The 11,926-nt window shown below is 63.8% G+C and carries 14 protein-coding genes; 2 read left to right on the forward strand and 12 right to left on the reverse strand.

Annotated elements, in window-relative coordinates; translation table 11 throughout:
- Positions 1–11: 11 nt before the first annotated feature.
- Entirely contained in the window at positions 12–428 is a 417-nt protein-coding gene (locus M2394_RS25500; protein WP_259175030.1) for a barstar family protein, read from the reverse strand.
- 23 nt (positions 429–451) lie between these two features.
- Complete coding sequence (locus M2394_RS25505) at positions 452–628, reverse strand: hypothetical protein (RefSeq protein ID WP_176995421.1); 177 nt, start codon at positions 626–628, stop codon at positions 452–454.
- A 123-nt stretch (positions 629–751) separates the two neighbouring features.
- Between M2394_RS25505 and M2394_RS25510 the strand changes: the two genes are divergently transcribed.
- Entirely contained in the window at positions 752–1,273 is a 522-nt protein-coding gene (locus M2394_RS25510) for a DUF3087 domain-containing protein (protein WP_259175031.1), read from the forward strand.
- On the opposite strand, the gene M2394_RS25515 is transcribed toward M2394_RS25510, so the two are convergent.
- The 10 genes from M2394_RS25515 to M2394_RS25560 form a co-directional block, all read right to left on the reverse strand.
- On the reverse strand, positions 1,270–1,737 hold the full coding sequence (locus M2394_RS25515; protein WP_259175032.1) for an MEKHLA domain-containing protein: 468 nt from the start codon (positions 1,735–1,737) through the stop codon (positions 1,270–1,272). The two genes, M2394_RS25510 and M2394_RS25515, sit on opposite strands and share 4 nt — an antisense overlap.
- A gap of 16 nt (positions 1,738–1,753) precedes the next feature.
- Positions 1,754–2,881 (reverse strand): MFS transporter, encoded by a 1,128-nt coding sequence (locus tag M2394_RS25520; protein WP_259175033.1) that lies wholly within the window; start codon positions 2,879–2,881, stop codon positions 1,754–1,756.
- Positions 2,882–2,951: 70 nt separating this feature from the next.
- On the reverse strand, positions 2,952–4,316 hold the full coding sequence (locus M2394_RS25525; protein ID WP_259175034.1) for an MFS transporter: 1,365 nt from the start codon (positions 4,314–4,316) through the stop codon (positions 2,952–2,954).
- 86 nt (positions 4,317–4,402) lie between these two features.
- Complete coding sequence (locus tag M2394_RS25530) at positions 4,403–4,855, reverse strand: alpha/beta fold hydrolase (RefSeq protein WP_259175035.1); 453 nt, start codon at positions 4,853–4,855, stop codon at positions 4,403–4,405.
- Positions 4,848–5,597 (reverse strand): DNA-binding domain-containing protein, encoded by a 750-nt coding sequence (locus M2394_RS25535; protein WP_259175036.1) that lies wholly within the window; start codon positions 5,595–5,597, stop codon positions 4,848–4,850. The genes M2394_RS25530 and M2394_RS25535 overlap by 8 nt, the downstream gene beginning before the upstream one ends.
- Positions 5,594–6,418: a DUF692 domain-containing protein gene (locus M2394_RS25540; protein WP_259175037.1), complete on the reverse strand. Its 825-nt coding sequence runs from the start codon at positions 6,416–6,418 to the stop codon at positions 5,594–5,596. The genes M2394_RS25535 and M2394_RS25540 overlap by 4 nt, the downstream gene beginning before the upstream one ends.
- 162 nt (positions 6,419–6,580) lie before the next feature.
- Positions 6,581–6,853 (reverse strand): hypothetical protein, encoded by a 273-nt coding sequence (locus tag M2394_RS25545; protein WP_259175038.1) that lies wholly within the window; start codon positions 6,851–6,853, stop codon positions 6,581–6,583.
- A gap of 27 nt (positions 6,854–6,880) precedes the next feature.
- Complete coding sequence (locus tag M2394_RS25550) at positions 6,881–7,642, reverse strand: alpha/beta fold hydrolase (protein ID WP_176995413.1); 762 nt, start codon at positions 7,640–7,642, stop codon at positions 6,881–6,883.
- Positions 7,643–7,654: 12 nt separating this feature from the next.
- Positions 7,655–8,092, reverse strand: coding sequence for a DoxX family protein (locus M2394_RS25555; RefSeq protein ID WP_259175039.1), 438 nt, complete (start codon positions 8,090–8,092; stop codon positions 7,655–7,657).
- Positions 8,089–8,361: a DUF2282 domain-containing protein gene (locus M2394_RS25560; protein ID WP_178922626.1), complete on the reverse strand. Its 273-nt coding sequence runs from the start codon at positions 8,359–8,361 to the stop codon at positions 8,089–8,091. Before M2394_RS25560 ends, M2394_RS25555 begins: the two co-directional genes overlap by 4 nt.
- A gap of 574 nt (positions 8,362–8,935) precedes the next feature.
- Here M2394_RS25560 and M2394_RS25565 point away from each other — a divergent pair.
- Positions 8,936–11,752 (forward strand): winged helix-turn-helix domain-containing protein, encoded by a 2,817-nt coding sequence (locus tag M2394_RS25565; RefSeq protein ID WP_178922628.1) that lies wholly within the window; start codon positions 8,936–8,938, stop codon positions 11,750–11,752.
- Positions 11,753–11,926 lie beyond the last annotated feature (174 nt).

An 11,926-nucleotide genomic window follows, 5' to 3' on the forward strand; every position in this document is an offset into this window, starting at 1 on the left:
CATGTGAACACTCAAACATTAAAAGCAAGCGCCAACAGCGGAGCCCCGCCCGCGACCACCATTCGCCAATTCACAAATCCCGCACACTCCACCAACGCCTCAAACTGTTCAGGACAGCGGCGTTTGAAGCCCTGGGCATTTTCGATGACCAACAAAAGCGTTTGTCCGCTTTGAACGTGAACAGAAGACATTTCTGCGCCAGGGTCATCCAGGTAACAAAGACAATCCACCCAAGCATCCATGTTGCGACCGTAAAAATCCGGAAATCCGAACGTCTCGGCGAAAACACTGTGGAAGGTTTGCCAATCGGTAATCAGGTCTGCATCCACTTGCACCATTGCCAGATCAACCTTCGCCAGCCTGAAAAAACAGGTATGGCTGTCTCGCAACGTAAAGTCAACGACGGGGTATGAGTCGACCGCTTCCAAGGCAGACTCACACCCCACTCTCGTTACAAGGGGCGGGCCTTGTCGTGAAGGTTTTCCAGGTCTTCTTCTACCTGTTCCACGTCGTTGTCCTGACGCTCCGCCGGGTCATTGGGGCGTAACGCATCGTTGTCGCGCTCCTCTTCGCCGGGTGTGCGGTCAGGGTTGGGTGTACCAGGCGGCGGCTGTTTGTATTCGGGCATGACGGTTCACCTTTCAAGTGGGTGGCCTACAGCGTTTTAGAGAAAGCCCCGGGAACCATCGTTCAACTCTTTTGCGTAAGCATGAGAAGATGCCGCCCTGCCCCTCTTGGAGAGCTGAACCGGATGTTCGAACTCAAACCTTGCGACCCCGTCACTTACCGCCAACTCACCCGCCGCAGCACGCTGATCATCGCCGCGGTGTTCGTGGCCCTGGCCATGCTGCTGTCGAGCCTAGCGGTGATGCTGTTTGGGGAGCCTGGGGGTGACAACTTCCGCTTCAACGTGGGGGGTGTGTTTGCGGGCGTGCTGGTCACCGTCGCGCTGGTGCGTGGCCCGCTGTGGAACCAGCCGTGGCTGGCGCCGGCGTTGTATGGCTGGCAACTCAAGCGCAGCCTGATGAGCATCACCAACGTGATGCACCGGGTCACCGAGGGCGTACAAGCCAACGACCCGACCGCCCTCAAGGTGCTGCGTTTCTATCACCTGGGGCTGACGCAGATGCATGCGCTGGATGCCAATTCCAGCGCCCAGGCGCAACTGGTGGGCGAGCTTGAAGCGCACAAGGCGAAGCTGCAGGCGCTGGGGATCGACACCGAGCAAACCCGGTTCGACCCCGCTTGGCTGGAACGCTTTAAAAGCGCTTAGGCCAACACGCCGATACGTTGTTCATCCGGCCAGAACAGCGCGGCCTGTCCGCAGGGTTGGCCGGCGTTATCGAGCAACGTCCACACCACCCCGGCGTGGATCATGAACGGCTCACCCTGCGCGTCCACCCGCCAGCCGCTGTAGCCGTCGGCAATGCCGTGGGCGGTGACCTGTTCCAGCAGCACCTGGCGTGCGGCGCGGTCGAGTTCCGAGGCGCTGAAGCGCGACGGCATGCCGATGAAGTCTTCACGCGGGTACTTGAAGCAGCTCAGCGCGCAGGCGTTGACGTAGGTAAACAGCGGATCGGCGGCGCCGTCGTGGGCCAGCAGGCTGTAGGGGGCCTCGGCGTGCAGCCAGGCCAGGCGTTGGTGCGGGTCCAGGTGTTCGGGGGCCGGCAGTCCCTGGCCGGTCCAGTGTCGATACGCCTCATCCAGCACGCTTACGAAATTTTCTTGAAGGGACACACACAACCTCACATCGTCAGTGGGAAACTTTTGCCCGCCAGCAGAACACCGCGCTCAGTGCGATCGCGGCGCCTGCCACGCCGAATACCCAGGGGGCCGACGCCACCGGCAGCAACAAACCGGCCAGCAGCGGCCCGAGCCCCGCGCCCACGTCGCGCCACACCGCGTTGGACGCCAGGGCAGAAACGCGCATCGAACCCGGGTTGCGCTCGGCCACTAGCGTGGTCACCAGCGGCAATTGCAGGGCGCGCAGCACCAGCACCGCCGCCGCGCCGACGATCACCCAGTAGCTGCCAAACGCGGTCAGGGCCAGGGCACTCAGGAACGAAAACAGCAACAGCATCGAAGTGGCGCCAAAGCGCTGGGCCGCCCGGCCACCGAGGGGGCTCAGGAGCATTTCCGAGGCATACCGCAGGGCCATCAGGCCACCGGCGATCAGCACCGCGTTGCCACCCAGAATTTTCTGCGCCTGGATCGACAGGCCAAAAATGAACAGCCCATCCAGCGCCACGCCTTCGATAAACGACCAGGTCGCCACGCTGTCCGGCCATTTGAAGCGCCGCCCGGTACTGTGCAGATCATGCCCGGTGCGCGGCAGGCCGTGGGCCGCCCATAAGCCCAGCAGACAACAACCGGCCAGAATCAGAAAGATCGGACGCGGCCCCGCCCACAGTGTCAGCCAGCCGCCCAAGGGCAGCGCGAGCATCGGCCCCAGCGCGATCATGGCCCGCGAGCGCCCTGCCCTCCGCGCCGCGCCTGCGGGTTCGGAGGTGGCCAGTACTTGGGTCGACAGGTTCAACGCGGCAAAACACAGGCCCCAGATCAGGCGCAGGCAGAGCAGTGCCGCGAATCCCGATAGCATCGAGTTGCCCAGGGCACACACGGTCGCGGCACCTGCGGCGATCATGCAGGTGAGGCGGTCACCGTTGCGTGCATAAAAGTTGAGGACATGCCGGTAGCCGAAAATCCGCACCAGGCGGTTGGCCGCCAGCAGCACCCCGGCCTGGGCCAGGGTGATGCCGAACGCCTGGGATTCCATGGGCAGCAGCAGGTAGAGCAACACGTCACTGGGCAAGCATAAAGCCAGGGTCAGCGCGGCGCGGCGGGAAGACACATCAGCAGTGCGTTGGGCCAGGCTGGACATAAATCTGAAACATCCCGAAATATTCAGGTCGCCACGGTAGCCTTCCCGAACGGTGTTTTACAACGCTCAATCACGCCTTTTTGTCATACGGCAACAAGCGCAAGAGGCTCGCCACCGCGCCCACCAGCGCAAACCCGCAGCCCAGCCACAGCGCGTATTGCGGTCCACTGCCCAGGGACAAATGGAAACAGAACGCCACCAGCGACGCCCCCAACGTTTGCCCCAGCAACCGTGAAATCGCCACGATGCCGCTGGCCCCGCCGCTGCGGACTAAGGGTGCGCTGGTCATGATCGCCTTGAGGTTGGGTGACTGGAAGAACCCGAAACCGGCACCGCACAACGCCATGCGCCAGCCGATATCAAACGCCGACGCGCCACTGCCCAGGGTCGCCAGTGCAGCCATGCCCACGCTGAGCATCAACAGGCCGATGCCGCACAGCACGCCGAGGGACACCCGGTCCGCCAGGCGCCCTGCCACCAGAGCCATCACCGCCACCACCGCCGGCCAGGGCGTCATCAGGAAACCGGTTTCCACCTGGCTATGACCCAGCACTGCCTGCAACAAAAATGGCAGCGAGACAAACGCCAGGCCCTGGGCACTGAATGCGCAGATCGCCGTGAGGGACGACAGGGCAAACACCGGACGCTTGAACAGGTCCACCGCCAACATCGGCGCCGGGTGCCCCGCCTCACGACGCAGCAACAACACGCCACACACCAGCGCCACCGCTATCAAACCCAGGGTCAAGGCGCCCTGCGCACCATGCACCGCCGTGCCCAGGCCCAACACCAGCAAGGCAAACAACCCGGCACACAACACGGCGGCGAAGCGGTCGAACGCGTGGCCGGTCAATGGCAGCACCGGCAATGAGCGCAGGCCCAGGCCCAATGCGAGCAGGCCCAGCGGCACGTTGATCAGGTACAACCAGTGCCAGGTCGCCACCGACAGAATCGCCGACGCAGCGGTCGGCCCCAACGTGAACGCCAACCCCACCACCAGCGAGTTGTAGCCCAGGCCGCGCCCCAGCATTTTCGAGGGATAAATGTGCCGCAGCAGCGCGGTGTTGACGCTCATCAACGCCGCCGCGCCCAGACCTTGCGCCACCCGTGCGGCGGTGAGGGTCAGCAGCGAGCCGGCCAGCCCGCAAAACAGCGACGACACGATAAACAGCAACAACCCGCCGAGGTACACCCGACGGTGCCCCAGCACATCACTCAAGGACGCAAACGGCAGCACTGTGGCGATAATCGCCAGCTGGTAGGCATTGACCACCCAGATCACCGAGGCCGAATCGGTGCCGATGCCCTCGGCCAGCGTTGGCAGCGCCGTGTTGACGATCGCCGTGTCCAGGGTTGCCATGCCGATCCCCAAAGACAGGGCGATCACGGCCGGCAAGCGTTTATTGGAGGGCAACCCATCGGCGACAGAAGACATGAACAATCCACACAGGTGACGAAGGCCTCTAGAGTAAGGGCAGACGGGATTTTTTTCAGTGGCCTATTGCCTGGCTGTCAATATTTTCATGTTCGCCAATGCCCGGTCTTCGCCATCAGCGCCACCGCCTCGGCAAACCCGGGCTGGGGTGGCGTGTTCAGCGTGACCAGCCCCACGCAGCGGGTGGGCTTCAACGTGGCCGCCTTGGCCGCCACCCGCGCGCCCTGCTCCACGCCCGCCAGGACGGCCTCGGGGATATGCAGGGCGTTCATCAGTTCCAGCACATCCTGGCCCAGTGTCCCGTCGTCACTGTCGCGCAAGTACGGCACGATCACCCGAAACCCTTGGGCCGCCAAAGGCCCAGTGACGGCGGCAAACACCTGGGTGTCGGCCGCCAGCAAAATAATCGCGTGCCCCTCTTCCGGCCCGAAACGCTCGTAGCGAATTTCCTGTTCATCGGTGCTGACCGTTTGCACGGCAAACGCCGGCGCACACACCGCTACCGCCGCCAGCAACATAAAACCTCGACGATCAAACATCCCTCACCCCCACAATCAATTCACTGCCCAGCCACGTGGCCAGGTATTCGCCTGCGCGCATCACGCCGGCCTCTTCGCCCAGGCGTTCCACCAAGAACTCGCACAGCCCGGCAAAACTGCCGTCGATCTGCACCTGTTGCAGCGCCGCCAGTTCCAGCGCATCCACCTGGCGCAGGCGCGAGGTGAATTGGCGACGCCACACCAACACGCCGCCTGCCCGTTCCAGCATCACCGCCTCGGGCGCCTGCGTTTCCTGCCACAGCGCCGACCAGATCGCCTCGGCATTGGTCGTCAGCCCGTGGCAACGCAGGGACGGCGTCAGGCTCAGCACGGCCGCGTCCCAATCCAGCTCGGCCAACACCTGCGGGGCAAGTGGCTCGGCGTCGGCGGCCACGAACGCCTCATTCAGGGCCGATTCGATCCAGGCCAGTTCATGCACATCAGGGTTGCGCGGGAACACGTCTTTCAAGGTGGCGTAGAAACCTTCCGGGTAAGCATCCAGGGTCCAGGCATGGGGCGGGTGGCTGTCGATATGGGTGATGCTCGCCGCCAGGAACGCCTCCTCGCCGACCCACCGGCGCAGGTGGGGAAACGCTTGTTCCAGGCAGCCCACCAACTGGGCGCGGTAGTTGTTCTGGTACACCGCCAGGCCTGCAGCGTTATTGCCGAGCAACTGCGCAGACTCATCTGACGCGCTCACCAACCAGTGGCTGAAGACCTGTTGCAGTTCCGCCAGGTTCATCGCTGCGCTCCCAACGCCCGTGCCCTCGACAACTCACGCAGCAGCTCGGTGAGCGGCGGAATCTCATCATCGCGCTCGATCATGGTGGCCACGGGACCGAGCCGGGTCATGGCCTCGGCATACAGTTCCCAGACCCCGGCGCACACCGGGCTGTCATGGCTGTCGATCAACAGCTCGCGGCCCTGGCTATGCCCGGCCAAATGCACCTGGCGCACGCGCTCGGCGGGGATGCCGTCCAGAAACGCCAGGGCGTCAAAACCGTGGTTGCTGGCACTGACGAACACATTGTTGACGTCCAGCAGCAGTTCACACCCCGTGCGCTTGGCCATGGCGGCGATGAATTCCCACTCGCTCATGGACGCGCCATCGAACGCCAGGTAGCTCGACGGGTTTTCAAACAGCATCGTGCGGCCCAGCACGTCCTGGGCCTGATGGATATTGGCGCAGACCCGGTCGAGGGCCTCATCTGTATAGGGCACGGGCAACAAGTCATGGGCATTGAAACCCGCACTGCGCGACCAGCTCAGGTGGTCGGAGACGAACAGCGGTTCCACCTCGTCCACCAACGACTTGAGGCGCTGCAAATAATTGGTGTCCAGCCCTTCGGCGGTGCCGATGGACAGGGACACACCATGCAGCGCCACCGGGTAACGCTCGCGTACCTGGCGCAGGATATGGCGGGGCTGGCCGCCTGCGACCATGAAGTTCTCGGAGATCACTTCGACGAAATCCACGGGCACCGAGGTTTCCAGGAAGTCGCAATAGTGCTCCTTGCGCAGCCCCAGGCCGTAGCCGGAAAAGTGGGGGTTGGATATGGACATTCGAGGCTCTCCATCAAAACTGTGGGGCGGGCTTGTTGTGGCGAGCAAGCTTGCTTGCGCTGGGGTGCGAAGCGCCCCCGAAAAAGCCGGAGACTGCTGCGCAGTCAGCGGGAGCAAGCTCCCTCGCCACAAAAAGAGCCCGCTCCCACAGGGGGTGAGGCGTTATTTAGGTTCAGTCAGCGTGCCACCCGCCTTGAGGCATTCGGACGGGGTCTTGACGATCACGCCTTCGCCCTTGCAGCTGTTGAGGCCCTTGCAATCGTTCTTGGCCGTGGCGCACAGGCTGGTGCCCTTGCAGGTGTTGACGCCGTAGCAACGGCCGGGCTTTTCCGCCTGGTCGGCGGCGCTGGCAGCAGTGGCGAACGAGGCGGAGGCCATGGCGATCATTGCAGCAGCGGCAGCGAGGCTCAGGCGGGATTTGAATGCAGTGTTCATGGGTGTTTCTCCAGGGGGGTGGGTGAATTACTTGATGACGGAGGCCGCGTCTTCGATGACCTTCGCCACAGCCTCAGGCTGGGAGATGTACACCGAGTGGCTGGCCTTGATTTCGGTGACCTTGGAACCGGCGCGCTTGTACATCCAGCGTTGCAAGTCGGGGCTCAAGGCACGGTCTTCGGTGGACACCACGGCGTAGGTCGGCTTCTTGTGCCAGGCCGCAGCCCACACGGTGCCGCCGAACAGCGCAGTGGTGGCCGGCACTTGGGAGGCGGCCATGAAGTCGGTGCGGTTGGTGGTCAGGTCGGCCGCAAAGTCGGCGTTGAATTTGGTGCGGTCGAAGAACAGGTGGCCGTCGCGGCTCGGCTTGATGTCATCGCTGGGCGACGGCATGGAGCCGATCAACTGAGCCATGTTCTCGCCCACTTCCGGTTGCAGCGCCGAGACGTAGACCAGCGCCTTGACCTTGTCGCGGTCGCCGGCAATCGAGATCACCCCGCCACCGGAACTGTGGCCCACCAGCACCACCGGGCCGACTTGCTGCTCCAGCACTTCGCGGGCTTCGGCCACGTCGGCGGCGAGGTTTTCGTGGCCTTGATGCACCACGGTGACCTTGTAGCCCTTGTGAATCAGGATGTCGTGCACCACGCGCCAGCCGGAACCGTCGACAAACGAACCGGGCACGATCACCACGCTTTTACCGGCGCCAGGCTGTGGGGCATCGGCTGCCTGGGCGAACATAGGAACCGTCAGGGCCATGGCAATGGCCAGGGAAGAAAGCATACGCATTGGAACTCTCCATCACAGTGAGGAACGTTGGCCTGAGATCAGGCGGTCGAGGGACCAGGCACCGCCGCCGTAGGCCAGCAACGGCAACAGCAAGCCCGCCCAAGTCAGGTGCACCGGCCAGGCGTCGGGGTACACGAACACCTCGATCACCAGGGTCATGCCCAGCAGCGCGGCGGCGGCCGGGCGGGTCAGCAGGCCCAGCACCAGCAACAGCGGGAACAGGTGCTCGGCATAGGTCGCCAGGTGCGCGGCCCAGTCGGGCGGGATCAGCGGCAAGGCGTATTCCGAGCGGAACAGCGTGTAGGTCGACGGCTTGAGGTTCAGGAAACCCGTGACCTTGGTGCGCCCCGACAGAAAGAACACCGCCGCGATCCCCAGCCGCGCCACCAGCAACAGCAACGCTTCGGGCAGCAGGCGCTGGATCAGCACCGCCGGGGCCGCTCGGCTCATGGCTGCTCCGTCAGGCTGCCGTAGCCTTTGGGGGTCTTGATCTGGGTGCAGGTGCCTTTGTCCACCAGCACCCAGGCGTTGCCCTGGTAGTCGGCGGTGGCGGTGCCGGCGCACGAGGTGCCCTTGCCGGCTGCGCAGTCGTTGGCCCCGGCGAGGGACACGCCAAAGCACTTCTCTTGGGGTTTGGCCTCATCGGCGTGGGCCACGGCGGCGAAGGCGCTGAGGGACAGGGCAAGGGTGGCCGCGAGGGCGGCGTAAGGACGCTTCATCGGTGTATCTCCTGGCTTGACTGAGTGTGGCCAGGGCGCGTGTGACGGGGGTTGACCGCCGGCGCCGGCTGGTGAACAGAGTTAAAGCCAGGCGTGTATCCGGTCTGTGTCGCGAACGCGATAGAACGTCATGCCGGTGTATCAGGATGGGGCGTGGATACAGTTCGATACACAGCCAAATAACAGACGCCAAACCACCGCCGTTTTATTCGGCATCCCGAACGACACAATTAGAAATATTCGCCTTTCCGAACGCAGCCGCTTGCGAGCGTTCGACGACCGCAAAAATCACCATAAATTTCATGCGGTTGTTGTCATCTTTGTTACATGCCAACTGGCATACATTCTGCTTTATCCGTGTTTCTGGTAATAAAATGTTTCAGCTCTGAGACAGTCTCATCCCCTGAAACACGATCCGTGAAACGCCTATAAAAACGACCATGCCCCAAAGGAGGGCGGCCTTCCGACTTTTTGATCGACATCAACTTTCCAAGACTGCTGCTGCACATCTGCACCCAAAAGGGCGAATGGCCTGATCGCCAATAACAAGCCCGACTATAAAAAGGACGAATTGATGAGCTCGAGCAAGAACCACGCAGTGTCCTGTATGGACGCAGACCCCCTGGCCCCGGCAGCCGCCGAGAGCGCCATTGGCTTTGGCCCCTTCCTGTTACTGGCACGCCAGCATGTATTGCTGCGCAATGGCGAGCCCGTCACCCTCGGCAGCCGCGCCCTGTACCTGCTGATCGCCCTGGCCACCCGCGCAGGCGAACTGCTGGAAAAATCCGAACTGATCTCCTTTGCCTGGCCCAAGGTGGTGGTGGAGGAATGCAACCTGCGTGCGCAAATCGTCGCCCTGCGCCGGGCCTTGGGTGACGATGGCAACTTCAGCTACATCGTTACCGTGCCGGGCCGGGGTTATCGTTTTGTAGCACCGGTAACGCTGCAAACGGCCAGTGAAGACAGCTTGCCGGTGCCCTACGTGCGCGTCGAAGAAAGCGCCCTGCCGACGCCTTGCGCCGAAGTGATCGGCCGCGACGGCTTGATCGCCAACCTCGCCGACCAGGTGGTGAGCCAGCGTTTCGTGACCCTCACCGGCCCCGGTGGCATCGGCAAGACCACCGTGGCCATGGCCGTGGCGCAGCGACTGGCCAGCGACGCCGACCTGGCCACCTGCTTCGTCGACCTGGCGCCCGCCACCAGCGGGCAATGGGTGGCCGGCATGCTCGCCAGCGCCCTGGGCATCCAGACCATCAGCGACGACCCACTGCACAGCATCACCGCCACCCTCGCCGAGCGCCGCTTGCTGCTGGTGCTCGACAACTGCGAACACGTGCTGCCCGCCACCGCCGCTGCCGTGGAAAGCCTGCTGCGCCACGCGCCCCACTGCTGCGTGCTGACCACCAGCCGCGAGCCACTGCGCGCCGACGGCGAACGGGTGCACGATCTGGCACCGCTGCAAGTGCCGGACGAACACGCGCGCCTGAGTGCCAACGAAGCCCTGGCCTGGTCCGGCGTGCGCCTGTTCGTGGAACGCGTGCGTGCCCTCGACCCCGATTTCGTGTTCCACGACGCCGACGTGGCGGCGGTCAGCGCCATCTGCCGCAAGCTCGACAGCAATGCCCTGGCCATCGAGATCGCCGCCGCCCGGGTGCGCACCTTTGGCATCCAGGACCTGGTCGGGCTGCTCGATGGCAGCTTCCGCCTGCAGATGACCGCCCGACGCACCGCCCTCGCCCGCCACCGCACCCTGAGCGCCACGCTGGACTGGACCTACGCCATGCTCAGCAGCGACGAACAGGCGATGCTGCGCCAACTGGCGGTGTTCACAGGCTCCTTCACCCTCGACGCGGTCAAGGCCATGACCGCCAGTAGCAGCCTCGACCCGCGTAACGCCTTGCCACTGCTCGAAAGCCTGATGGACAAGTCCTTGCTGATCGCCGGCGAATCGCAGTTGCTCAAGCGCTACCGCCTGCTGGAAACCACCCGCGCCTACGCCCAGGAAAAACTCACCGAGCACGGCGAAACCAACTTCACCGCCCAGCGCCATGCGCGCTACGCCTTGGGCGTGTTGCAGGAAGCCGGACAGACCCTCGACGGCCTCTCGCCGGAAACCTGGCTGGCCCTCTACGGGCCCGAAATCAACACCATCCGCTCGGCCCTCGACTGGGCGTTCTCGCTGGCCGGCGACCTGCCCCTGGGCATCGAACTGACCCTGGGCGGCGTGCCGCTGTGGCTGCGCCTGTCGCTGGTCAGCGAGTGCCGCACCTGGGTCGAAAAAGGCCTGGCGAGCAACAGCGTGGCCCCCCTGCCGCAGCGCCAGCGCATGCTGCTGCAGACGGCCCTGGCCAGTGTGCTGATGCTCACTTACGGCACCGGCGGCCCCATGCGCGAAGCCTGGCGCCAGGTGCGCGAAGACGCCCGCGATCTCGGCGATGCCGAACACAAACTGCGCGCCTTGTGGGGCCTGTGGACCGACCGCTGCGGCTGCAACCAATACACCGAAGCCCTGGAACTGGCCGAGCGCTACATCGCCCTCAACAGCAGCGGCAACCAGCACCTGCTGGGCAAACGCATGCGCGCCGTGGCGCTGTTCCACATGGGCGACCTGGCGGGCGCACGGCAGAACATCGACGAAGCCCTCGGCTCGCCGTCGGCGCCACGTTCGCACATCATCGACGTGCATTTTGACCAACGCATCGCGGCGCGCTGCCTGAAGGCCAAGGTGATGTTGCTCGAAGGTGACGTCGATCCGGCGCTGCGTTTGATCGGCACTTGCGTGGATGAAGCCATCTCCCTCGATCACCCGGCGACGCTCTGGTACACCCTGTGCCTGGGCGCGATTCCGCTGGCGTTGCTGGCTTCTAATCTGCCCAAGGCGCGGCATTATTTGAGCCTGCTGCAAGACAGCACCACGCGTCAGGACCTGCACATTTGGCGGCAATTCCGGTTGTGCTTCGAGAGCATTCTGCTGATTCGCCAGGGGTCGCCGGAAGAAGGTGTGCCGCAGCTGGGCGAGGCGTTGCAGCAATTGCAGGGCCAGGGGGATAGCCAACTCTATAGCCTGTTGCGCTGTGAATATGCGCTAGGCCTGGCGCGCCTGGGGCTGGAGAAGCTGGCGTTGGAGGTGTTGGAGGATACGCTGCAATTGGCGGTGGGCCGCCAGGAGCGTTGGTTTGTGCCGCAGATGCTGCGGATCAAGGCGCAGTTGACGTTGCGTCAGGCGCAGTATGGGTCGGTGGATAAGGCGAAGGTGTTGTTGCGCCAGGCATGGGTGGATGCGCAGTTGGCGGGGGCGCATTTTTGGCGGGCGCAGATTGCGGCGGATTTGGCGCGGTTGCAGGAGCCTAAATTGCGGATTGCTTCGTTGCCCAGGTTTCAGCATCGCTGAGGGGGTTGGCTGAGTACATATCCGTTATTTGCGTAACGGCTGCTTATGGTTCCGCTCTTACAGCGGCTCACTTTTGAAAAGCGCAAAAGTAAGCAAAACGCTCTTGCCCCAACACTCGGCACCTCGCCTAGGCTCGGTGTGCCCGTAATCCGACAGTGATTTGGGGGGCCGCCG

It is taken from the genome of Pseudomonas sp. BIGb0164, assembly GCF_024810135.1.
Lineage (GTDB): Bacteria > Pseudomonadota > Gammaproteobacteria > Pseudomonadales > Pseudomonadaceae > Aquipseudomonas.